Annotated in this window: 33 protein-coding genes and 1 tRNA gene; 12 read left to right on the top strand and 22 right to left on the bottom strand. The window is 50.4% G+C overall.

Annotation, left to right across the window (positions count from 1 at the left end; all coding sequences use genetic code 11):
• Nucleotides 1-27 precede the first annotated feature (27 nt).
• From LFE_RS14225 to LFE_RS12915, 7 genes are all read right to left on the bottom strand, one after another.
• Nucleotides 28-1,422 (bottom strand): DotG/IcmE/VirB10 family protein, encoded by a 1,395-nt coding sequence (locus LFE_RS14225; protein WP_014448761.1) that lies wholly within the window; start codon nt 1,420-1,422, stop codon nt 28-30.
• Nucleotides 1,406-2,569 (bottom strand): DotH/IcmK family type IV secretion protein, encoded by a 1,164-nt coding sequence (locus LFE_RS02800; RefSeq protein WP_014448760.1) that lies wholly within the window; start codon nt 2,567-2,569, stop codon nt 1,406-1,408. Before LFE_RS02800 ends, LFE_RS14225 begins: the two co-directional genes overlap by 17 nt.
• A complete protein-coding gene (locus LFE_RS02795; RefSeq protein ID WP_014448759.1) occupies nt 2,559-2,993 on the bottom strand; it encodes a lytic transglycosylase domain-containing protein in 435 nt (144 codons plus the stop codon). Before LFE_RS02795 ends, LFE_RS02800 begins: the two co-directional genes overlap by 11 nt.
• Entirely contained in the window at nt 2,990-3,400 is a 411-nt protein-coding gene (locus LFE_RS02790) for a hypothetical protein (RefSeq protein WP_014448758.1), read from the bottom strand. Before LFE_RS02790 ends, LFE_RS02795 begins: the two co-directional genes overlap by 4 nt.
• Before the next feature lie 74 nt (nt 3,401-3,474).
• Nucleotides 3,475-3,852 (bottom strand): single-stranded DNA-binding protein, encoded by a 378-nt coding sequence (locus LFE_RS02785; protein ID WP_014448757.1) that lies wholly within the window; start codon nt 3,850-3,852, stop codon nt 3,475-3,477.
• Nucleotides 3,853-3,874: 22 nt separating this feature from the next.
• Entirely contained in the window at nt 3,875-4,030 is a 156-nt protein-coding gene (locus LFE_RS14080) for a hypothetical protein (RefSeq protein ID WP_158310234.1), read from the bottom strand.
• A gap of 25 nt (nt 4,031-4,055) precedes the next feature.
• A complete protein-coding gene (locus LFE_RS12915; RefSeq protein ID WP_050989471.1) occupies nt 4,056-4,985 on the bottom strand; it encodes a hypothetical protein in 930 nt (309 codons plus the stop codon).
• A gap of 67 nt (nt 4,986-5,052) precedes the next feature.
• Between LFE_RS12915 and LFE_RS02770 the strand changes: the two genes are divergently transcribed.
• On the top strand, nt 5,053-5,376 hold the full coding sequence (locus LFE_RS02770; protein ID WP_041773960.1) for a hypothetical protein: 324 nt from the start codon (nt 5,053-5,055) through the stop codon (nt 5,374-5,376).
• Here the strand turns inward: LFE_RS02770 and LFE_RS02765 are convergent.
• From LFE_RS02765 to LFE_RS02740, 6 genes are all read right to left on the bottom strand, one after another.
• Nucleotides 5,361-5,843, bottom strand: a complete 483-nt coding sequence (locus LFE_RS02765; RefSeq protein ID WP_014448754.1) for a hypothetical protein — start codon at nt 5,841-5,843, stop codon at nt 5,361-5,363. The genes LFE_RS02770 and LFE_RS02765 overlap by 16 nt on opposite strands.
• 106 nt (nt 5,844-5,949) lie before the next feature.
• Nucleotides 5,950-6,243: a hypothetical protein gene (locus LFE_RS02760; RefSeq protein ID WP_014448753.1), complete on the bottom strand. Its 294-nt coding sequence runs from the start codon at nt 6,241-6,243 to the stop codon at nt 5,950-5,952.
• Nucleotides 6,244-6,312: 69 nt separating this feature from the next.
• Nucleotides 6,313-6,519, bottom strand: a complete 207-nt coding sequence (locus LFE_RS02755) for a hypothetical protein (protein ID WP_014448752.1) — start codon at nt 6,517-6,519, stop codon at nt 6,313-6,315.
• A gap of 29 nt (nt 6,520-6,548) precedes the next feature.
• The gene (locus LFE_RS12910) at nt 6,549-7,181 is read right to left on the bottom strand and encodes a DUF6475 domain-containing protein (RefSeq protein WP_014448751.1); all 633 of its coding nucleotides are present in this window, start codon (nt 7,179-7,181) and stop codon (nt 6,549-6,551) included.
• A complete protein-coding gene (locus LFE_RS12905; RefSeq protein ID WP_014448750.1) occupies nt 7,162-8,358 on the bottom strand; it encodes a hypothetical protein in 1,197 nt (398 codons plus the stop codon). Before LFE_RS12905 ends, LFE_RS12910 begins: the two co-directional genes overlap by 20 nt.
• Nucleotides 8,358-8,753, bottom strand: a complete 396-nt coding sequence (locus LFE_RS02740) for a hypothetical protein (RefSeq protein WP_014448749.1) — start codon at nt 8,751-8,753, stop codon at nt 8,358-8,360. Before LFE_RS02740 ends, LFE_RS12905 begins: the two co-directional genes overlap by 1 nt.
• Nucleotides 8,754-8,844: 91 nt before the next feature.
• Here LFE_RS02740 and LFE_RS02735 point away from each other — a divergent pair, with 91 nt between their 5' ends.
• Nucleotides 8,845-9,285 (top strand): hypothetical protein, encoded by a 441-nt coding sequence (locus LFE_RS02735; RefSeq protein ID WP_041773959.1) that lies wholly within the window; start codon nt 8,845-8,847, stop codon nt 9,283-9,285.
• On the opposite strand, the gene LFE_RS02730 is transcribed toward LFE_RS02735, so the two are convergent.
• From LFE_RS02730 to LFE_RS02725, 3 genes are all read right to left on the bottom strand, one after another.
• Complete coding sequence (locus LFE_RS02730) at nt 9,260-9,670, bottom strand: hypothetical protein (RefSeq protein ID WP_014448748.1); 411 nt, start codon at nt 9,668-9,670, stop codon at nt 9,260-9,262. The genes LFE_RS02735 and LFE_RS02730 overlap by 26 nt on opposite strands.
• Complete coding sequence (locus tag LFE_RS14475; protein WP_014448747.1) at nt 9,667-9,801, bottom strand: hypothetical protein; 135 nt, start codon at nt 9,799-9,801, stop codon at nt 9,667-9,669. The genes LFE_RS02730 and LFE_RS14475 overlap by 4 nt, the downstream gene beginning before the upstream one ends.
• Nucleotides 9,802-9,923: 122 nt before the next feature.
• The gene (locus tag LFE_RS02725) at nt 9,924-10,280 is read right to left on the bottom strand and encodes a transcriptional regulator (protein ID WP_148272523.1); all 357 of its coding nucleotides are present in this window, start codon (nt 10,278-10,280) and stop codon (nt 9,924-9,926) included.
• Between LFE_RS02725 and LFE_RS02720 the strand changes: the two genes are divergently transcribed.
• Both LFE_RS02720 and LFE_RS02715 read left to right on the top strand, forming a co-directional pair.
• Nucleotides 10,279-11,019, top strand: a complete 741-nt coding sequence (locus LFE_RS02720; RefSeq protein ID WP_014448745.1) for a LexA family protein — start codon at nt 10,279-10,281, stop codon at nt 11,017-11,019. The two genes, LFE_RS02725 and LFE_RS02720, sit on opposite strands and share 2 nt — an antisense overlap.
• Nucleotides 11,020-11,211: 192 nt before the next feature.
• A complete protein-coding gene (locus LFE_RS02715; RefSeq protein WP_014448744.1) occupies nt 11,212-11,841 on the top strand; it encodes a DUF3800 domain-containing protein in 630 nt (209 codons plus the stop codon).
• A gap of 331 nt (nt 11,842-12,172) precedes the next feature.
• On the opposite strand, the gene LFE_RS02710 is transcribed toward LFE_RS02715, so the two are convergent.
• The 6 genes from LFE_RS02710 to LFE_RS13875 form a co-directional block, all read right to left on the bottom strand.
• The gene (locus LFE_RS02710; RefSeq protein WP_041773958.1) at nt 12,173-12,739 is read right to left on the bottom strand and encodes a hypothetical protein; all 567 of its coding nucleotides are present in this window, start codon (nt 12,737-12,739) and stop codon (nt 12,173-12,175) included.
• Between the two features lie 7 nt (nt 12,740-12,746).
• Nucleotides 12,747-13,010, bottom strand: coding sequence for a hypothetical protein (locus tag LFE_RS02705; protein WP_014448742.1), 264 nt, complete (start codon nt 13,008-13,010; stop codon nt 12,747-12,749).
• A 315-nt stretch (nt 13,011-13,325) separates the two neighbouring features.
• Nucleotides 13,326-13,730, bottom strand: coding sequence for a helix-turn-helix domain-containing protein (locus tag LFE_RS02700; RefSeq protein WP_014448740.1), 405 nt, complete (start codon nt 13,728-13,730; stop codon nt 13,326-13,328).
• On the bottom strand, nt 13,727-14,011 hold the full coding sequence (locus LFE_RS02695; protein WP_014448739.1) for a type II toxin-antitoxin system HigB family toxin: 285 nt from the start codon (nt 14,009-14,011) through the stop codon (nt 13,727-13,729). Before LFE_RS02695 ends, LFE_RS02700 begins: the two co-directional genes overlap by 4 nt.
• Nucleotides 14,012-14,394: 383 nt before the next feature.
• Nucleotides 14,395-15,408: a flagellar motor switch protein FliM gene (gene fliM, locus LFE_RS02685; protein WP_014448737.1), complete on the bottom strand. Its 1,014-nt coding sequence runs from the start codon at nt 15,406-15,408 to the stop codon at nt 14,395-14,397.
• A complete protein-coding gene (locus LFE_RS13875) occupies nt 15,380-15,652 on the bottom strand; it encodes a hypothetical protein (RefSeq protein WP_148272522.1) in 273 nt (90 codons plus the stop codon). Before LFE_RS13875 ends, fliM begins: the two co-directional genes overlap by 29 nt.
• 493 nt (nt 15,653-16,145) lie before the next feature.
• Here LFE_RS13875 and LFE_RS02675 point away from each other — a divergent pair.
• From LFE_RS02675 to LFE_RS02645, 8 genes are all read left to right on the top strand, one after another.
• A tRNA-Ser gene (locus LFE_RS02675) sits at nt 16,146-16,236 on the top strand.
• 108 nt (nt 16,237-16,344) lie between these two features.
• Entirely contained in the window at nt 16,345-16,482 is a 138-nt protein-coding gene (locus LFE_RS14075; protein WP_158310233.1) for a hypothetical protein, read from the top strand.
• A complete protein-coding gene (locus LFE_RS02665; protein ID WP_014448735.1) occupies nt 16,472-17,017 on the top strand; it encodes a hypothetical protein in 546 nt (181 codons plus the stop codon). The genes LFE_RS14075 and LFE_RS02665 overlap by 11 nt, the downstream gene beginning before the upstream one ends.
• A 3-nt stretch (nt 17,018-17,020) precedes the next feature.
• Nucleotides 17,021-17,197 carry a hypothetical protein gene (locus LFE_RS14070; RefSeq protein WP_158310232.1) on the top strand — a complete coding sequence of 59 codons (177 nt, stop codon included), beginning with the start codon at nt 17,021-17,023 and terminating at the stop codon, nt 17,195-17,197.
• Nucleotides 17,194-17,421, top strand: a complete 228-nt coding sequence (locus tag LFE_RS02660) for a hypothetical protein (protein ID WP_014448734.1) — start codon at nt 17,194-17,196, stop codon at nt 17,419-17,421. Before LFE_RS14070 ends, LFE_RS02660 begins: the two co-directional genes overlap by 4 nt.
• 486 nt (nt 17,422-17,907) lie before the next feature.
• Nucleotides 17,908-18,081 carry a hypothetical protein gene (locus LFE_RS14065; protein WP_014448732.1) on the top strand — a complete coding sequence of 58 codons (174 nt, stop codon included), beginning with the start codon at nt 17,908-17,910 and terminating at the stop codon, nt 18,079-18,081.
• Nucleotides 18,078-18,680, top strand: a complete 603-nt coding sequence (locus LFE_RS02650) for a hypothetical protein (protein WP_041773955.1) — start codon at nt 18,078-18,080, stop codon at nt 18,678-18,680. The genes LFE_RS14065 and LFE_RS02650 overlap by 4 nt, the downstream gene beginning before the upstream one ends.
• Complete coding sequence (locus tag LFE_RS02645; RefSeq protein WP_014448730.1) at nt 18,677-18,901, top strand: hypothetical protein; 225 nt, start codon at nt 18,677-18,679, stop codon at nt 18,899-18,901. Before LFE_RS02650 ends, LFE_RS02645 begins: the two co-directional genes overlap by 4 nt.
• Nucleotides 18,902-19,015 lie beyond the last annotated feature (114 nt).

Here is a 19,015-nt window from a genome sequence, read left to right as displayed (position 1 = left end):
GATTGGATTCCTTCTTTAATTGTTTCTTCACGGCATCATCGGCATCATGGGCATGCCGTATCCGCCCCCATAGGGGCTTCCTCCATATCCACCACCGTAACCGGGATAGCCGCCCCCCATCATCGGCTGCTGGGGATATCCAGGCTGGGGAACCATCGAAGGACCAGGGGCGGTTACCAGGCCCGGTTTCGCCGGAGCATTTCCAGCGGACGAAGACGACTTTGGCATTTTCTGCCCGGTTTCCGCGACAATCATGAGACCGACGGGCGAGTTCGCGGCAACCTTCACTGTTGGAGGCGTATTGAAAGCATTCATTGCTTGTCCGCCAAGCATCATTCCCGCCTGCCCGAGCCCCATCTCCGTCTGCTGCATGAGCGTCATTCCGTTAAATCCAATGACTGGAGTGCCCATAGCCGAAGGGTATGATGTCGAATTTGAATACATCGCAGACTGTCCGAATCCCTGCATGAAGGCGGAGGCCAGAAGTGACCCATACCGGTAGAGGTAATGGTTGTTCACATCCGTCTCGAGTCCGGACCGGAGCTTGGCTCCCGGAGATACGGCATAGGCCCCGATCGAATCCGTCTCGCCATCCGGATAGATCACCCGGTCGAACTTGATCACGAGAGCTCCGTTATCCCGCTGGAAGCTTCCCAGGAATTTCACTCCGTCGAATTTTCCGCCGACCGCTTCAGCCAGAACCGGTCCGGGACGGTCCGAGTTCAACTCGTTGATGATTCTTCCATAAAGGATTTTGCCGGCAGGAATGATCGGAATGCCCTTACCCACTCCTCTGACGCTTCCAGACTTTCCGGAAGATTTCCCTGGATTCCCTTTTGTATTCGTTCCTGCCGGTGTGGCCTCTTTTGGTGCGGCCAGAATAGCGAGGCTGGCCCCCTGGGACGACCAGGACGCCAGAATCCCATCGAACTCCTTCGCAACCGCAGTCCGTTCGAGGTCATTGGCGGCGTCGACAGCCTTCTGTGTCGCTTCCCTTCGGGCCTCCCTGATGGCATCCGCATCCGCCGACGGATTGGTCTGATACGAACTCGGAGCCACCGGCGGAGCCTCTTTCGAAAAACCCGGGTGACCTCCTCCCCCCGCCGACGGAACGCTGCTCTGCCCCGTTTTTTCAGCCTGGCTGCCTCGCTCCTGATTCAAAATATCAATCTTCCTGCGATACTCCTGATTGGAAGAGACTCCCGCTTTCTGGTCCGGGAGCGGAGGCGCAGAAACCACGGATCCGGTCGGGGAGATCAGAGTACTTTTTTTGTGAACGAGCAAAAAGGCCCCTGCGACAATAAGAACCAGGACAACCATCCAAGCCCATTTTGGAAGCATCCGAAGGGAAAATCGCTTACGGCGGGGAGCAAGCGGATGTTCAAAAGACCCCATAACCTCCACATCATCCCTTTCCGACATCAGTGGCTCCTTCTCCCAGTTCAACGGTGATCATTTCTCCATCCTCTCCCGCCGCGGTAATAACCGAGACCGGAGAAAACACATAAAGCTTCATTCCGTTTGGCCCCGAGACCGTTTCGATCCAGGCAGGGGCCAGCACATCAAGATGGGTCCGCACAAACAGGCGGTTGCCATCCCGCCATGCTTCCATGTCCCCTGTACCATGGACAGGAATCGCCCGGGCCTCGGAGGGAGGAATTCCGTCCAGAAATGCCAACACCCGGCTTGAAACAACCGGCTTTGCTTCCCGAAAAATGGGGATGACCGCATTCGGCCCCCGCGCTTCGATCCGGGCGGTCACCCGCGTATCCGAAAGAGTGTCCGAATCGACAAGTTTCAGAACCGCCGGGGTACCCCTCCCCCGAAGAACGAGGGAGAGACTCGTCCATCCCACATTGTTCTGCGGTTCGATCACGACACCGTTCGTTGCGCTCATTCGACGGACCGGAAACGACTTGGCGTTTCCAACGATGACATCCTCGATCGGCCAGGGAGCGCCGCTTGCATCCACCACCGTGATGGTCGAAGCGATCCCCGGAACGAGGTGGATCACCGGAAACTGGGCTCCGGGATCGAGAGATACGGAAACGGAAACGGCCCGGCCCTCAGGAGGAGGTCCATGAACCGCTTTCTGCGTCTGCTTCAGAATACCCTTCAAAAGACCTATATCGCCCGGAGACAATGGAAAACGGTTATGGATCACCTGTCGAACCACCGAATCGTGAAAATCTGCCGGAACTGGGGGTGGTGTAAAACCGGCAACGGTACTCCCGGGAGAAACCTCCCTCGGAGCGACGGAACTTCCCTTTTTGGAGGAAGGAACGGATTGTCCGGAAGCCTTCACTGGCCCGGAAAGAGCTGGAGAAGGAGCCAGAAAGGAGTCTGCTTTGGCCGACGGAGGACCGATCCCCACCCGGAGATGGACCTCAGACAAAAAAAACTCCACTAATGCCCCGAGAACGAACGCCACCAGAATGATTGCAAATATCCCTCCCTGACCTCCCGAAGCAGCCGGGATCGTCCGTTCCGGCCCGCCGGATGGACCCTCCGGGCCGAAGAGGCTCTCCAGACCGTTTCCCAACGCCCGTTTTTGCTTCCTACCGGCCATCCGCTTCTCCTCCCCGATCAATCCCTTCCCGTTCAAGCCACTTGGAGAGAATTCTTGAAACCCGGAGACGATATTTCCGGCTTTCCCCTGGACGTCCTGAATGGTAGTGCCCGATTGCCATCCAGACATCTCCGTCCCGGGCATAGGATCGGGCGAGTATCCACGCCCCTGCCCAAACGTTTGCGCACGGATTCATGAGAAGTTTGCTGCGGGTCAAACCGTATCGGGCGAGACGAGGCAGCCACCGGCTGTTGATCTGCATTGGGCCCAGGTCCTCGGACCCGTCGGTATTGCGGACCGCCTGGCCGAGACGACCCCCTTCCGCACCAAGAATCCCGACAATCGCGAGAGGAGGAAGCCCGTAATATCCAGCCGCCGAACGGACGCACGCGACTGGGACAGGAAGGGGAGGAAGATCCATCATTTGTTCCCCTCTTTTCCGCGATCGATCATGTCCAGAACCTCCTTCAGACGAATGCCTCCTCGCCTCCCCCGCCTGGAGAGATACCCGATCTGGCTGACAAACGGCCGACCTGGTGGTATCGGGGGATATCTCTTGCCTTCTTCCGAAAGACACAACGAGAGCCCGAAGGCCAACTTCTCGACGGGAACCCGGATATCAACCGTCCCATCTGAAATATGCACGCGGTCTCCCTCAATCTCAAGTATCCGGGGATTAATCCCCAGCCGATGGAGATTCCACCAGAAAAGATTTTCCATCTCCAATTTCTTTTCCCGAATCGGGCCGGACTCCGGCATTTCCGGTCCGGAGCATTCGGGATCCCCATGGAGCAGGAGTGGTGGGATGAAACTCGGTTCCTTCACAAGCATGATTCCTCCAGGCAATGGTCCAATCTTCACCCGCCCCCTTCGGGCGGGTGCGATCGATACATAATTGAAGCTTTTCAGAATGAGAGATCCCCATCCGATGCTCCCTCCGGCTCCCCGGAAGCTTCTCCCTTTCTTCCCAAAAACTGGACAAGCCCCACGCGCAATACCGTTCGGCTCTTTTTTTCTCCATCCTGTTCCCATTTATCCGTGCGAAGACGGCCATCGACAAGAACAGGATCTCCCTTGGACAGATACTTACCGACCGCCTCCGCCGTCTTTCCGAAGGTAACGCATGGCATGAACAACACCTCATCTTCCCGGTCAGGGTCCTTTGAGGGAGGTCCGTTGACAGCAACCGTGAAATTCGTCACCGCACTCCCATCCTTCGTGAATCGTTTTTCCGGATCGGCCGTGAGGTTGCCCATGAGGATTGTCCTGTTGTAATTCGCCATTTGCTTTTCTCCTATTGAAAAGTCAGTCGTGAATGTGGGGGGACACGATGTCCCACCGGCAAGAGTTACAGATATAAAAGCCGGCGTGGTCGCTGATCACCCGGTAGAGTCTCCCGCAAAGCTCGCATTCAACCGCCACCTCCACAAGATTGATTTCTTTTTTTTCCTTCCGACCCAAACCTTTTCTCCCTCCTTTTTCCATTTCAGTTTTTGACCCCCGCCAGAAATCGCCGGAGATCCTCTGGCATGCCCATCACGCTATGGGCCTTGCCATCCGTGCCCTGGTACACGATAGTCGGTGTCGCCAGTTCTCCTGTTGCCTGGCCAAGACCAATTGTGGAAGTCGCAACAGACCGTTCGGAGGCAACATCGATCTTCCCCGGATTCGGGTATCCACCTTCCTCCGTTTCGGTATCGAACCGGTCCTCGTTTTCCCGGAGAGCGAGAAGCGGATTACGCGCCTGGAGAATTCCCGTCGCTTTTTTGAGCGAATCGTCTTTTTTAAGGAATCCCACCGGGATCCAGTGCGCCGTCACGACTTTGTCGAACGGCTTCATTTCTTCCCAGAGACGGTTGCAGAAGATGCAGTTCGGATCGAAGTAGATCCAGACTGTCCGGCTTCCCCTCCCCAGGGGGATGGATTTCAAATGCCGGGACATCAGCAGGAAATCGTCCGCGGACATTTTCTTCCCTTGAACAGAAGATCCTGCTTGCGGACGTGTGTCGGGCACTTGCTCCCCGGCGGCTCCCCCGATTCCTCCGGGAAATCCGGAGGGAGCCGAAGTCACCGGTTTCGACACGGCATCGACCGCCTGTTGTGCGATCCCGGTCAGGTCCTGTCCGGCGGCTGTGATGACGGGGCCCGGAACGATCGCCGCACCATGGGGTGTCATCCAGACAACCCTCATGACTCCGGACTGGTTTTTGAAGATCACTCCGACCAGACCGTCGGGGCCCGGGTAGAGCCGGACCACGGAGGCTGTGTTTTTCGACAGAGTGCCTATCAGTAGACTGGCGCTCTTCATGAGACCGGCACCGCTTGAGGCCGGTGGCGAGGGAGCGGCTTTATGGCAGGCGGCCAAAGCCGCCAGGGAGAAAAAGAGGATTGCCATCCTTTTTCGAGGACTTCTCATAAGTGTTTTTCCCTCTCGTGTTTGATAAAATCGTTCCCGCGCGCACGATCCAGTCACAGGAGGCTCCATGTCGATAAAACTTTTTGTACCGACTCTCGTTCTTGGCATGTTTTTACTTTCTCCTCTTCTCGCTTCCGCCGATGAAACCCGCTTCTGGGTGCTTTGGGAAGAAGTTATTAACCAAAACGCGATTCTATATCCGAATCCACAAAATCCGACCACACACTTGCCATTCGCCGAAGCCATGGCTTATGCAGTTTTTCCTTCTCAAAAACCCTGCGAAGACAAACGAGCCGAAATAGCAAGAAATAGTCCAGTCTTGGCAAAAGGCTGGCCGTATTTCTTCATCTGCCTTCCGGACCGCGTCCGGCCTTTTTACTTCGGGCGCTGATCTTTTTCCTCCCCTTCAAACAGGACAACCGTGCGCGCCATAAACGGCTTGTTCGGATCGACCGTTTTCAGCTGAAAGATTGAAACTCCCCGCTTGAATACCACGACCAGATTCGAGTCGACCGGAGGCGAATAAGGAGGATCCAAGATGACCACGCCTTCTCCCGCTATGTTCTCGCTCGATCCCGACCAGGAATAACCGCCCAGAAAGATCTTCCGGACATTTTTCCCGGGAAAGAGCAGAACCGAGTCGTAGCCGATTTTGCCTCGGATAATCGGCAGTTTTTCCCCATCGACACGGAGAACCTGTTCGGTCCCAAGATAGGGACCATCCAGACCGAGCATCGGCGGAGCGAGGGGCGGTGGAGACAATTCGTTTTCACCCGCAAACGCCACGACTCCCGACAAACACAAGAGACTCCCGACCCATACCAACCCCTTTCCCAATTTCAAAAAAAATGTCTTCATGTCTTTTTTCTCCCTCTCTATAGTTTTTTTGACCCGAGGTCCAATAGCCGAAAGCGTCCCGGGAAGGGTGAAACCCTCTCCCGGAGAATGCTTCCCGATCCCGCCATCAGGGATTCACAATGCCCTGAAGAGTGGAGGATGTACCGGCTCCCATCGTCGTCGAGCCGGAATTAATGAAATACATGAGTCCTCCGGCCAGAATGATCCCGACAACCAACATTGTAGCCGCTTTTCCCATCTCCCCAGGCTGATGACTTTGCTGTGCCTTATAAAAACCATGGATTCCCATTCCCGCCATAACCACTCCGACAAGTGTGAACAAGTACAGGATCAGAGCCCCGACCCCCTGTGTGTTCGAAATGAAGCCATTTGACATCGCTCCGAAATTCTGTCCACCCATTTCACTTCCTCCTCTGATGAAATTTGTGCGGAAATTTCCGCATTCAGGGAGACACACAGTGCCTCCCGCTTATTCCCCCAAGCGATCCATGGCACTTGCCATAGCTCGTGGAACTTGCCATCGAATTTTTTCGATGGTCGGCCTGTCAATTTCATTACTGCTTACCGGGGAAACCCGGCACTTTTTGCACTGACGACCTCTTTCCATCAGAAACTGATCTTTTGTCTCCGGGGCCTTGATGACCTCCTCATGACCGCAATAGCGTTTGATGAACATGGTCTTTCTCCTGAATAATAATGTTATTTTCAGATACCATCCTTTATAGACGAAGCGATTTTTTCCGGAGCGTTCTTTTTGAGCCATGACAATGATTCGGGATTCGAAAGCTTCGATACCCAGCCGATTGCCTTATCATAGTTGCCGACGACTTTTGGCTTCTGGGGTTTTTCTCCGAAGAGAAGATTCTTTTCGTCGTAAATTCCCAGGAGTTTGGGAGGAAGATTGGTGAGGGTCCCATATCGGAGATGGTGCTGATATCGTTCCCGGAAATCTTTTTTCCACCAGGTGAACTCGTTTTCGCTTAGCCGGCAAGTGCGCACCCATCCTCCCAATTCGGGAATCACGGCATGAATGATCGGATCGTCGAAAACCACCGTGGCGTAAGATCCATAGCGACTCATGGCGCTTTCAACCTTGATCAGGGCGGCCAAAGCCAAGTCCTCTTCGGATCCCCTGAGGATATTCAGTATGTCGGCAGGGGCCGGCATTCCCGATTCGGTCTGGATATACCGGTTGAAAGCATTTTTAATCTCCTCGAAGGGATGTGAATTCAGGGCGGCCAGCCAGATTTTGAATATTTCTGCCGACATTTCCCGGTTGTTCATCCTGGAGATCGCTTCGAGCATGGAAAAAAGTGCTTCAGACTGAAATCGTTCCAATGGAGGCCTCCGTTTCTTGTGGTCCGTAGATTTCATCCAGTACCTGCTTCGCTGCGGTGTGGGTTCTTTCGGCTTTGATCTGTTCGAAGGTCTTGGGTGGCGTTCGGAATTCCGGACTACTCGATCGTCTGAAGGTTCCACCCTTATCCTGCTCCTTGGAGAGCCAGTGCACTATGAAGCGGAGCCAATTGGATTTCCATTGGGAACGATGAGCGGAGGCCCAGACTTCCATCTCCCGGAGTTGTTGTTCAACATCCACCGCAGGATAGGTTTTCTTCCAGCGTTCGATGTCTTCGGGGAGTATTCCTTTCCAGTGAATGGACACTGCATCAAGCCGAATGCGCTGATGGGGGAGAAGGGTCGTAGTTCCGTCCAGAAGCGGCGATGAGGGGTCTTTCTGCGGTTCTCCGGAATGACTACCGGGTTTTTCATCGGTTTCCGGCTTCGAGGATTTTTCGCTTTTGGAAAAATCGCTCGGAGCAAAAGTTTTTAAATCTTGTTCCTGTTCTTGTTCCTGTTCTTGTTCCTGTTCTTGTTCTTGGCTTCGAAGGGCCTCCGAAGGGGCTTCGAAGCCCCTTGCTTCAGCCATGACTGGAGGCGTTTTCAAAGGAAACGATCCTTTCTCCTCCGATCCGTCTTCCCGCAAATGGACAATCGCCTTCTTTTCTCCCTCTGAAGGGGGTTCAAGAGGGGATTGATCGCCCTTCAGAACCCCTTTGAAGTGGCTTCGAAGGACCTCCGAAGGGGCTTCAAAGTCCCTTGAATTTGTGAGACAAAAAGCACTTCCATACTTTTCAAAGAACCCTTGGAGAAAGGGATTTTCGTGTAGATCGTCGTACTCCTTTTGAATTCCGGCGACCCGGTTATCGGCGGACTTCAGGGAATCCCCGATCTGAAACCTGGCCATTTCGTAGATCCAGACGGTTTCAGTCGCTTCGTCATAATTGCAGAAACCGGCATCGGCGCATCCCGAAAGCCCCTTCATCGCTACTCCGACCTCGCATCCCAGATCGTGCGCCATATAGGCGACCGGGAGATGGTAGACACCAAGCATATTCGCATGGGGATTCGTGAGCAGGTACAACGCGACAAGCTGAGCTTCTGGACCCGTTTTGCGGAGTTTTTTTCCCGTTTGTCCGATCCAGAATTGGGGGGAAATTTTGGCATAGGTCCGCATCAGTTCTCCTCCTCTTTCATATCCGTTTCCGGATTGATGAAACGGCTGTGAGGATAGCGGGGAACGTACCCCTGATCGATCGCAACGAAAAATCGGGAGAGGACCCGGACGAGGCGTCGATATTCTCTGAGCGTGTGTTTCCCATATATACAGCTGACACGACCTTCAATCTGGTTCATGAGATTGCCAAGGTCGAATGGAAGAGGTGATTCTGTCTGATAGTACACACAAAGGAGTTCCTGATACATCATGATATCGAAGTCCGGAATATTTGTTAACTCCGGCCCGGAGCCCTCCCGATCCCAGACAAACAATCCTTTTATAAGGTAAGATTTCTGGATTTTTGATTCGTTTGAAACCGAAGAGTCATTATTGCAGTCGAATTTCTCTTTCATCTCATCCTCCGTACATGGGCACTGCTCTGGAATTCTGGTAGATTGTCATGGTTGTATTTCCCTTCCCCCCTACTTCTAAAGGAGGTTGTTTGTGAGATCCAAGATCGGATTCTTTCTTGCTCTGTCCGGTCTCACTCTCTTCGCCGGATGTGCGACGATCGGGTCAGGATGTCGAGACGTTTCCAGAGCCGACCGCATCCTCTTTTCCTTCAAAGAGGTGATTGGATCGACCGTTGTCTTTAAAAATTCACCATTGGTATCCGGAGCTTTTGGTTCTTCTCCAAAAGGATTGCCTCAAGGATTCCAGTGGCCTTCAAGTTCGATCATGGTGAATGTCGGCAGCACTTCCTTCGTCATGTACCACGTCGAAAAGTGTAGAAACGAGATCAAATATGCCGGACGCCTTTCTTATGATGGACAATCTTTCCCTGAGTTTCATGGAACATTGCAGATCGATCGCTGGTCGGTGATATTCAGGGATCCTTCCAAAAACCTGCAAATGCTCATCAAGGCGAATCGGTTGAAAACTTGACGATGCATTTATAGGAATCTTTCACACAGTCCAGCATTCCGCGAAAGTGTTCCGGTTGAGCATAAAAATCTTTTTTTGTACGGATAAAATAATGGAGACCATCCTTTTCCACCTTCACCCATCCACGAACTCCTGACCAATGGGGACCAATCTTGAACGGCATGCTGGGTGAAGTTTCAGTCGATAAAACGGAGACGGAATCAAAAGACGTTTTCTTGTCGAGTTTTGTCGAAATCAACATGTGCCATGGAGTTCCATAGACGATCCCATCAATGTGAATCCTGTAGATCCCCGGATTCCATCCCATTCCGGCTGACATCGCCAGATCGGGAAGAAAGCCGACGAGTCCCATGAGCGCCAAAGAGATTGCCAAGTTTTTTTTCATTCGCTCTCTCCCAGTCTCAGTAACCAAGCCACTGAGCGGGCTTCGTTGCAAACGGCAATCGATCCGTAATGTCTGACCACAATTGAGGGATCATCAATCCAGGAGAATCGTTCCGGTTCCTTGGAATCCATCTATAAATTCCTCATGATTTGGAAAATCCTGTTATGAGCACCATTTTTCACTCTAATCCTCCGAAAAAAGGTTATAATCCCACGAATTATTCAGGCGGAGTGAGAACGTAAAGATGGCTGATTCATTTATTGCCACTTTGCCGAGGATTCTCCCGCCGCCCCTTGTCGCTATTTCGGCGCAACACACCTCTTCTGTCCTCGGCTACCCCGGACATTTCAGGGGGCTTTGTGGAAATGGGTTCGGGCACAATGGGAGTTGTGATTTCAGCGACTTCTCCAATACCGGTCAGATGGATGATTTCATTAAACAAGATCTTTCCTTCCGTTAGCCGCTCAATCTGGATCGCTCGCCTCACTGGAAGATGATTGGTGGAGACCCAGCGCTGAATAGCCTGCGGGCTAATGGACAGTCGACGGGCCATCTCTGATTGGTTTCCAAAATAGGAAATGATTTCTTGGACAGAAGAGAGGGTTTTCATGGATGAAAACATACAACAAAATGTTAAACTAAGTCAACAAGGAGTTGAATTGTTCGATTCAACATTTGGCTGTAACATGCTAATTATGGAATTTAAAGATAGACTTCGTGAAGCAATGAAAAAGGCTGGGATTGAACAGAAAGCCTTAAAGGGTAAGATGGGGGTGAGTATTACCACCATCCAGTACTGGCTTACTGGGCGAAATAAACCGTCACGAGATAAGATAAAAAGACTGGCCGAAGAAATTAAGTGCTCTCCAGAATGGCTCGAATTTGGAGCTTCCGTGGAATTATCAGGACTCTCCCAAAAAGATTCGAATGTTGTCTCCTTAGTTATCCCCACTGAAATTAAAACTGTCCCGCTCATCTCTTGGGTGCAGGCAGGAAATTGGTGTGCAATTCCAGACAACTACCCTCCCGGGCATGCTGAAGAAATGATTCCGTGCCCGTCTAAATGCGGGCCTCATTCCTTCGCCCTTCGGGTCAAGGGAGATTCGATGGATCCCGACTATCCAGATGGATCCATCGTCATCGTGGATCCGGATAAGGAACCCAGGCATAACTCAGATGTTGTGGTCCGCTTGAATGGCGAGATGGAGGCAACCTTCAAACGGCTCAAGATCGATGGTCCGCGCTGGTTTCTTCATCCTGTCAACGATCGCTATCCCGTTCTTCCTCTGGAAGGAAAGGACTTCACGATCTGTGGAGTGGTCGTTTGGGTCGGAAGGGAGGTCGGTTGAGGTTGACAAAGAGTGCAAGAGCGATACGGATAAATTAGTTTCAGGGATATAACGCAGCATCTCAGAACTCACAGTATTTCGTCTCTGCCAACCTCCGGCTGGTTAAATCATAATTTGGAGTCAATGGGGGATGTCTAATCGGAAGAGTGGGGATTTTGAAAAAAAGTCCGATGTTTTATCGAGGGAATTCTGTTGCTGGCATTTGTTGACGAAACTGGAGACACGGGCCTTAAAACAGACCGGGGGTCAAGCCTCTATTTCACCGTTGCATTGGTTCTTTTTGAAGAGCATTCCGAGGCTGAAAGCTGTGATCAAAGAATTAATCAGCTCAGAGCAGAACTGAATTTGCCTTCCACATATGAGTTTCACTTTCAATCCAACTCAGACCGAATCCGCCGGAAGTTTCTTGAAGCTACTGCCTCCTACAATTTCCAATATCTTGGATTTTCCCTGAATAAATCCTCTCCGAACCTTTGGGGGCCAGGGTTCCAAGTGAAATCCTCCCTCTACAAATTTACATGCGGGACGGTATTTGAGAACTCCAAACCGTATTTATCGGATACGATTGTTGTAATCGATGCGTGTGGCTCAGATACATTCCAATGTGAACTTGCAAAATATCTCAAACGGAAGATAACAGATCCTGACCACCGGCTGATTAAAAAAGTGAAGATGCAGTCGTCAAAATCCAATAATTTACTACAGCTTGTGGACTACGTGGCAGGAGTAATCAATAGAAAGGTCCAGAATAAAAAAGACGCCAGCGACTATTACCGATATATTGCCGCAAAAGAAACAGATCTTCGCGTGTGGCCCCAATAAAAACCCAACCCCTACTCCTTAAATAAGGAGACGCACACCATCAAGGTGACTAATCAGGATTGGGCCAATTCCAATTGTCATTTTCCTACACCTTCTGACACTTGTCAATCCTAATTTTCTCAGCAATTCAAAATTTGGAATATGATTTTAAAATAATCATTTACATATGAAGATACTGGACACATCGCGGATTTTCTGGGATTCTTGAGAGATGGAACCTCTTCGGATTCGGAACACCACTCCGAATGCTCTTCCCATCAAGGCCCAAGGTCTTGTCGACTGGATTCCGCCGCTTTCCTCGTCCTTTTCGATCCAGACAGGATAAACATCTTCATTTGATCCCAGCCTCCTTTAATATCTGTTCTACTTCCTCTTTCTGCTGAGCTGTCAGGAGATCCGAATTTCCCGCAGTAAACTCATGTTCAACGATTTCCTCATTTCCTGGATGGTTCCTTTCCCATTCTTGCCGTCGGCTCCTATTTTTTGTTGTATGTGGGCTCCCTGCATAAAAAAGATGGACTACAAACCTTCTTCCTGAATTTTCGGGGTCCCACACTTTCAATTGATGTGCAATAGCCTCCATCGGGGGACTCTGTGTAACATCAATGACACCGTTTCTGGTGTTTTCAATTTCTTTTTCGGAATTCCACGGCTTAATGAATAAACCTGCCTCTCTGGCAATTTTTTCAAGATTTCTTTGGATGTTCAATGGTAACATTGGTCCCATTAGCTCAAGACAATAGGCTGTAACATTGTTGAAATCATAAATAGTCAACATTTTCTTCTCCATCGAAAAATTTTTTTCGGGAATCCATTCTTGCGTTCTCCACGAATTTACCGATTCACAAAAATTATAGAAAAATTTTAAGGATTTATTCCTTTCCCCGGAAGGATCCATACCCCCTTCAGTTATCAGACGGAAGCATCATTGTTTCGACTTCGGCTCCCTTCCGATAGGCGATGTTTGTTGCTCCGGCCAGATACCCCAACAGAAAAACGATGCAAGACTGACGTTCAACGGAGGAGAGAGCGTCAATTTTCCCCGCAATCACCTGGGCCAAAACGTGTCCCTCAAACTTTCGCCTCGCCCTTGGCATATCCAGGGATGAATTGATTTCCATGAATTCATTAATAGCTTTTTCGAGGTCGTTTTTTCCAGGTAACGGCACAGCAACTCCATTTCTTTGAATGTATTTTTGTAGGTCACAGACTTTCGCTCCTTAACAAACAACATCATAACTGAAAAGCCTCCACTTCCCGCTTCGGCGGGTTTTTATTGCCTGAATCTGGATGTCAGCGAATGCAGACGCAGAAAAAGCGGCCAGTTTCCGGACCGCTCTCCATAATTCACCCTCCCAATAACTTCCTTTCAGAATACCCACACACGCATCCCGTGCACTGCAAGTGAGTTCTGGCCCACCTGGACGTTGAGCAAATAGCAAGCAGCTCATCTTCCTCCCAGAATTCCATTTATGATCCAGTTTTCAAAGAAAGATGTGTTTCAGAACCCCGAACCGCCGGGCTAGGGCTTGGATCTGACGGAGGTTCAGTGACCGATTTCCGGCAAGAATCTCGGAAACAACTCCCTGACTACCGACCTCCGGAAGATCCGACTGCCGAAGATTATGTTGATCCATTAAAAATCTCAACATCTCTTTCCCGGAAACCGGGGGGACGGATTCGTGTTCTTCTTCCCAGGCTTCGATCACCGTTCCTAGTGTTTCCACAAATCCGAAGAGCGGATGCGATTGATCGTCCATTACACGATCCAGAAGCATGTTCAAAATTTTCACGGCATTCTCGTACTCGTCCCGGGTCCGGATATGGAAAAGATTCTCCAGCGGTTCCCAACAGTGGACAAGGCGTTCAATATCGACGGTCGTTTTCATTTCCAGTCTCCCCGGTCATATTCGGAATGGGTCAGAACGTGCCGGACATAGGCGCGGTTTCGGTTAAAGTGGAAAACCGTGATCAGGCGGTATTTGTTTCCCCCAATATTGAAGACACATTGTCCTCCTACCCAATCGACGCTTCCAAAAACCCGCTTCAGATCCACAAACGATTCATACTGACCTTGGCGGATCAATTGAAACCACGAACGAAGTGGATTTTCGGCTTCGGGATGAACGGTCCAGAAATCCTTCAATGTTTTACGGCTGATTACATGCATTCGAAGGTCCATCCTTTGTTCTTATTGCTCCCGAACAGGATATCTCAATTCGAGATATTTTTCAAGAAAAATTCCTTTTGCCTCTCCCTCCCCGCTCCGACGGGCTTTTTGTTGTGTTGATATAGTCTGAAGCAGAGTACCCGGGAGATAACCCCAAGGCTCTCCGTCTGCTCAGACCAAGTGCTCTCCTGTTCTTTCGCATCTATCACAATGGAACGTCAGAAGATTTATTTCCGGGAGGATTGTTGATTGGATAGACAAAAAACAAATCCCTTCGACATTCTCCGTGAAAAGAATAGTTCCTTCTTTACAGGCAGGACACTCGATCTCTCTCTGCTGACTGTACTGCACGACAACCTCTTCACATTCATGAGCCGTGAATTTCATAGTTCTTCGCCTTCCTGGTAAACCGTTGGTGGAGACATGCGCTTTTCAATACGAATGGCCCTGTTTCCCCTGTGGGTTCCTGGACGGGCAAGGAAGCGTCTGACTCCCTCAACATTGACATCGATGGGGTCACTGATGTGGCGTTCCAACGCAATCACATCCCCCACCTTCCAGGACAGAACCTCCCGAACCTTTCTGGTTGTTCTGCCAAGAATGGCCTGAATATTGATCGGACTTGCTTCAATACGATCCCTAAGCCGGATCCCCCACAAACTATCCACTTCGAACTGGTCACTCTGAAATCCCGTGTACAGCTTCTCCTTGATCGGCTCGATCGTCGAATAGGGGATGCAGATGTAGACAATATTCCCTTGATCTTCAATCTCAAGCATGTAGGATAAAGTAATGACCATCTCGGTCGGAGGCACAATCGCCGCAAACTGCGGATTAACTTCCGATCGAATATAGGTGAGCGGCATACTGTAAACCGGAGCCCATGCCTTCTCAAAATCATCGATTGCCAGATCCAGGATATTTCTGGTAATTCTGGACTCGATCGAAGTAAAGTCCCGACCTTCGACCTTCACATGTCCCCGGCCATTTCCTCCCAAAATATGATCAACAATGAGGTAGACCAGACGGGCATCGATTATCAGAAGAATGTTTCTCCGAAGAGATTCAAGGCGCAAAATATTGATGTTCGATGGCATTGGAAGCTTCCGGAGGAATTCCCCGAACTTCAGCATCTCTATCCCCTTGGGGACAAACTCGATATTTTTTCGCAATGTTCCCGAAAGCGTTACCTGAAAAAAACGAGAGAAACGGTCATTAATCACCTCAAGCGTCGGCATCCTTCCCCGGATGATTCTCTCCTGACTGGCCAGATTGTAGCGATACGAGGCCCCTACCTCACCTTTTTCTTTCCCGTGCCCCTCAGTATTGATCTCTCCATCTAAAAGACCTCGCAGAAGAGAATTGACCTCATCTTGGGAAAGGATGCTTTCTGCCATGCCCAACCTCCAGGGTAATATTCCAAGCCGCCGCCAAATCTTGGCGATGCTTCTGATCTATTATCGGTAAAAGAATACCCATCGCCTGCATCATAGCACCCATGCCCTTTATATCCATGCGCCCCTCCCCTTGTCCATCTTTGTTTTCCCTTGTAAATTTGAAACAAAAAGCGGCCAGTTTCCTGGCCGATCTCTTTTTTAAACCCCAAACATAATCTTTCCCGAAATTCCTTCCTCTTTGCATTCCATCCAAAGGTAATTGAGCGTCGGACCTCCTGGCAACTGTCCCGGAAGGACCCCGTCCTCTTCTAACCACTCCATTAAAATCCGTCCGCACCTCGGACAATCGAGGGCATTCCCTTGCATGTACTTCGAACGCAACCTTTCCATTTCCAACTCCGAGAACAGATTTCCCATGATGTTTCTCCTTGATAAAGGTTGAAGGAATTGTTCAAGGGCCTATGCCCTTCATATCTATTATAGGAAGAAAATCATTTCACTCTTCCTATATTCATGAGTTTACTGCTTATTGGAAAACATCCTTGATGATCAGGCAAAATTGCCCCTTCCCAAGGGGCTTTTTTGTGCCATAATTCCCATAAAAACATATTGTTGACTAATTAAACATTTTGTTGTATAAATTGTTTCACGCCAACAAACCCTCCTGCCTTAGAGCAGCCCTTAAGACGGATATATAGGGGATCCGGAGGTTGGAATGGAAGCGGATAGAACGATCAGGAGGGGTGGCAGAGTCCGGTTGATTGCTGCTGTCTCGAAAACAGTCGGCGTAAGAAACGTCCGTGGGTTCGAATCCCACCCCCTCCGCCATCACAAACCGAAAGGATCAGAGATGCTCGTTCACGGAAAGGGATCGGCGGTGCTGGCCGCGTTCCGGCTCGAAAGGCGGATGATTGTAATGGCCTGGACTACCGGGTCGTGATGGCAAAGGTCCTCGACTGTGTGGATGTCGAAGTGGTGACAACGCTCAGGAGAGTCGCCGTTTCTCAAACGGAACTGGCCGAATCGAGAGGAAAGGGACTGAAAAAATTGTCGGAGGGCCGAAATGAGAGCTGAACAGGAAGGAATATCGTTCGAGTCCGTCTTTCAGGCGAAGACTATCATTTCCCGCGAACTTAAGAAAAGCGAAAACCATTCAAGTGATGTCATTCGCAAAGCCGAAGTAAAAGGCTATCGGGTAGCGTCTTTCGACTCTCAGAAAATACGTGAGTTTTTTCTAAAAGACTTGCTCGACGGATCAGGGATGGTTGTTAACAGGAGGTATTTGAACATGAGCATGGAAATGACGAAAGCGGCGGAAATTCTTGATTCATCGACAAAACTTGTTGAAGACAAACTAGCCAGATACATGAAAACAGCTGATCAAGCCGTGGAGAAAATCCAAAACATGGCCAAACAGTTGGCCGACCACGAAAATCATCTTTCTGAAGCCATGCAGCGGCTGAGCAAAATACTCGGAGATCCGGCAATGAGCGCCGCATTGGAAAACGCAAAACAGTTATCTGCCGCGCTTTCTTTGCTGGAACAAATGGAACCCGGCGGGGCGCTCCAACGGGTCGTAAAAGCCTTGTCCTCCTCCAGTAAAGACTGAGAAATGACGATGTCTCAGAAAAGGATGAAGTGTGCTCATTGCGGAGAAATCCTGATCCGGGAAGAGCTTGAGGATCAGGATTTTCTGGAACGGACCCGATCCATTTTCCCGGTCTGTTTCGAGTGTGCGGAGGAATTGATGCCAGAAGTTCCTTCCAAGGTTTCCGGGAGAAAACCTTGAATTCCCGGCCGACAATGGGATCCCTGTGGAGACAGCTTCATGGGCTGAAAGAGGAAACGGTCATCCATACGGAAGCGGTCAATTCCCACTCCGGATTGGGTGATTCCAACATTCTTCTTGCGGGAATCTGGGTCGTGGCGGGTTTGATCCTGGTGGGGATGGGAATAGCTCTTCACGGACATTCCGGAACGTTATTGGCCTGGATCGATAGGAGAAAAATGTGATGGATTGGACATTGACTACTTCTGATTTTTTGAGCACATGGAACAGTCTGGCCCATCCGAAAACTTGTTTGGATCTGAAATCCGCTTGGAACCGAATCCGGAACCAGGCGGAGGAGATTGACCCCAAGGGGTTGAACGAGCTTTGGGACTTCTATCTCGAAAGACTCGGTGAATTCGAATCGAAGGCGGAAACTGTCCGGCGATGAGTCAGAAAATTAAAACGATCAATGGCTGCCGTACCGATTGCGGGTCCCGATGGTGTGAAGGAGACCCATGCCCTTATCTGTTATATACCGCTCCTCATGGTCAAAGCATAGGGGAAAAACGTCCGCACTCTTATTGTACTTTGCTGAATCAGAACATTTTGATGGAACTATTACCGAATCAAGAAGAAATTTCCAACGAATAGAAGAGATTCAGATCCATTCGTCCGAAAGAATGTCCTGTAACGAAACCTAATCTTTTTAACTGGAAGGAGAAAAACCCATGAGCCTGATGGAATATTGCGATATCCGGAAGGGACGACTCGTTCCGACCTATGGAAGTTTCCCGATCCGTTGCGACTGGTGCGAGGAAGTGTCCGAGAGTGTCGCCCAGACTGGATCCTGTTGGGTCTGCCCGAACTGCATCGGGGAGATGAGAGGAGAAACAAGAGGATGAAACGAGAATCCGGTGGCTTTGTCCTCCCAGTCGCGGTCATGGCGGTTATTGTCCTCATGGCTTGCTTCTTTGTTTTTAAATCATCGCCGTCCCCCCAAGGCGCCCGGACAGTGGATCAAAATGGCGCTCCCCTGCTTTCCCCTGCTCCGCCGGATCAAAAAGTCCCTCCCGCCACCAAACCATCATATAAGCGTGCGGAGACGGAGTCGCCGATGGGCTGGAGAACTCTTTACCGGGACAACTGGGAATTTCTGTGTCCCGTTCTCGGACACCAAGTTGTCGATCCGGAAGAAGCCTGCCGTCTGATTGCGGCTCCGGCCCGGCTGGGGCCGATCGTCGTCCGCGATTCGTCGGTCAAGTATGACAAACCATTCACCGTGAAACGGAATCCATCGGTCCCATTGGTCAAATACAGCATCAAACATCCGGTGATGAGTCTCCCGGAATACGTTGGCCCCCGGTTTTACCCGGAGCGAATGATGTGTGCAAACTCTCCCGGAAAATGGATTCCGACTCATCGTCCTGTGATCGATCCGCAAGGAAGGCTGATCCGGTATGACCCGGAGCAGGTCCGGATCTTTTGCGGAGGCGTCAAATGAAGGCCGACAGATCAGGTACTTGGACAGAGCAAAAAATGTACAAGATGGGGTATCAGACATTCAAGGAGTGGACAGCCAAATCTCCACAGTGCAGAACATGCGCCAAGGCTGAAAAAGTCTGGAATGACGACAACAAAAACCTCCATTGCATGGCCGGTGATTTTGCGACTCCACCAGGAGCCGTTTGCGACGAGTACAAAAAAAGGATGGATCGGAAATGAGCCGGAAATCCGTTTCCCAAATAATGGTCAATATTTGGTCAAGGTGAACAAAGTTTCAGAATGACAAGCAGATATCGTTTGTATCACCAGCTTTTCCAGACAGTTTTTCTTCAT

The organism is Leptospirillum ferrooxidans C2-3, from assembly GCF_000284315.1.
Taxonomy (GTDB): domain Bacteria; phylum Nitrospirota; class Leptospirillia; order Leptospirillales; family Leptospirillaceae; genus Leptospirillum; species Leptospirillum ferrooxidans.
Note: the sequence above shows the minus strand (reverse complement) of the source record. Positions and strands in the feature narration are given on the sequence as shown.

Excerpts from the sequence above, each read along its gene's own strand:
- fliM (WP_014448737.1), bottom strand. The coding sequence starts at position 15,408 with ATGGCAGAAAGCATCCTTTCCCAAGATGAGGTCAATTCTCTTCTGCGA.
- LFE_RS02785 (WP_014448757.1), bottom strand. The coding sequence starts at position 3,852 with ATGGCGAATTACAACAGGACAATCCTCATGGGCAACCTCACGGCCGAT.
- LFE_RS14475 (WP_014448747.1), bottom strand. The coding sequence starts at position 9,801 with ATGGATTCCAAGGAACCGGAACGATTCTCCTGGATTGATGATCCCTCA.
- LFE_RS02790 (WP_014448758.1), bottom strand. The coding sequence starts at position 3,400 with ATGCTTGTGAAGGAACCGAGTTTCATCCCACCACTCCTGCTCCATGGG.
- LFE_RS02760 (WP_014448753.1), bottom strand. The coding sequence starts at position 6,243 with ATGGGTGGACAGAATTTCGGAGCGATGTCAAATGGCTTCATTTCGAAC.
- LFE_RS02800 (WP_014448760.1), bottom strand. The coding sequence starts at position 2,569 with ATGGCCGGTAGGAAGCAAAAACGGGCGTTGGGAAACGGTCTGGAGAGC.
- LFE_RS02730 (WP_014448748.1), bottom strand. The coding sequence starts at position 9,670 with ATGAAAAAAAACTTGGCAATCTCTTTGGCGCTCATGGGACTCGTCGGC.
- LFE_RS02650 (WP_041773955.1), top strand. The coding sequence starts at position 18,078 with ATGAAACGAGAATCCGGTGGCTTTGTCCTCCCAGTCGCGGTCATGGCG.
- LFE_RS14065 (WP_014448732.1), top strand. The coding sequence starts at position 17,908 with ATGAGCCTGATGGAATATTGCGATATCCGGAAGGGACGACTCGTTCCG.
- LFE_RS02795 (WP_014448759.1), bottom strand. The coding sequence starts at position 2,993 with ATGATGGATCTTCCTCCCCTTCCTGTCCCAGTCGCGTGCGTCCGTTCG.
- LFE_RS02765 (WP_014448754.1), bottom strand. The coding sequence starts at position 5,843 with ATGAAGACATTTTTTTTGAAATTGGGAAAGGGGTTGGTATGGGTCGGG.
- LFE_RS02695 (WP_014448739.1), bottom strand. The coding sequence starts at position 14,011 with ATGCATGTAATCAGCCGTAAAACATTGAAGGATTTCTGGACCGTTCAT.
- LFE_RS02700 (WP_014448740.1), bottom strand. The coding sequence starts at position 13,730 with ATGAAAACGACCGTCGATATTGAACGCCTTGTCCACTGTTGGGAACCG.
- LFE_RS14070 (WP_158310232.1), top strand. The coding sequence starts at position 17,021 with ATGACGATGTCTCAGAAAAGGATGAAGTGTGCTCATTGCGGAGAAATC.
- LFE_RS02740 (WP_014448749.1), bottom strand. The coding sequence starts at position 8,753 with ATGAAAGAGAAATTCGACTGCAATAATGACTCTTCGGTTTCAAACGAA.
- LFE_RS02665 (WP_014448735.1), top strand. The coding sequence starts at position 16,472 with ATGAGAGCTGAACAGGAAGGAATATCGTTCGAGTCCGTCTTTCAGGCG.
- LFE_RS02720 (WP_014448745.1), top strand. The coding sequence starts at position 10,279 with ATGGATGAAAACATACAACAAAATGTTAAACTAAGTCAACAAGGAGTT.
- LFE_RS14225 (WP_014448761.1), bottom strand. The coding sequence starts at position 1,422 with ATGTCGGAAAGGGATGATGTGGAGGTTATGGGGTCTTTTGAACATCCG.
- LFE_RS02725 (WP_148272523.1), bottom strand. The coding sequence starts at position 10,280 with ATGAAAACCCTCTCTTCTGTCCAAGAAATCATTTCCTATTTTGGAAAC.
- LFE_RS12905 (WP_014448750.1), bottom strand. The coding sequence starts at position 8,358 with ATGCGGACCTATGCCAAAATTTCCCCCCAATTCTGGATCGGACAAACG.
- LFE_RS02770 (WP_041773960.1), top strand. The coding sequence starts at position 5,053 with ATGTCGATAAAACTTTTTGTACCGACTCTCGTTCTTGGCATGTTTTTA.
- LFE_RS02755 (WP_014448752.1), bottom strand. The coding sequence starts at position 6,519 with ATGTTCATCAAACGCTATTGCGGTCATGAGGAGGTCATCAAGGCCCCG.
- LFE_RS02645 (WP_014448730.1), top strand. The coding sequence starts at position 18,677 with ATGAAGGCCGACAGATCAGGTACTTGGACAGAGCAAAAAATGTACAAG.
- LFE_RS12915 (WP_050989471.1), bottom strand. The coding sequence starts at position 4,985 with ATGAGAAGTCCTCGAAAAAGGATGGCAATCCTCTTTTTCTCCCTGGCG.
- LFE_RS13875 (WP_148272522.1), bottom strand. The coding sequence starts at position 15,652 with ATGCAAAGAGGAAGGAATTTCGGGAAAGATTATGTTTGGGGTTTAAAA.
- LFE_RS02710 (WP_041773958.1), bottom strand. The coding sequence starts at position 12,739 with ATGGATCCTTCCGGGGAAAGGAATAAATCCTTAAAATTTTTCTATAAT.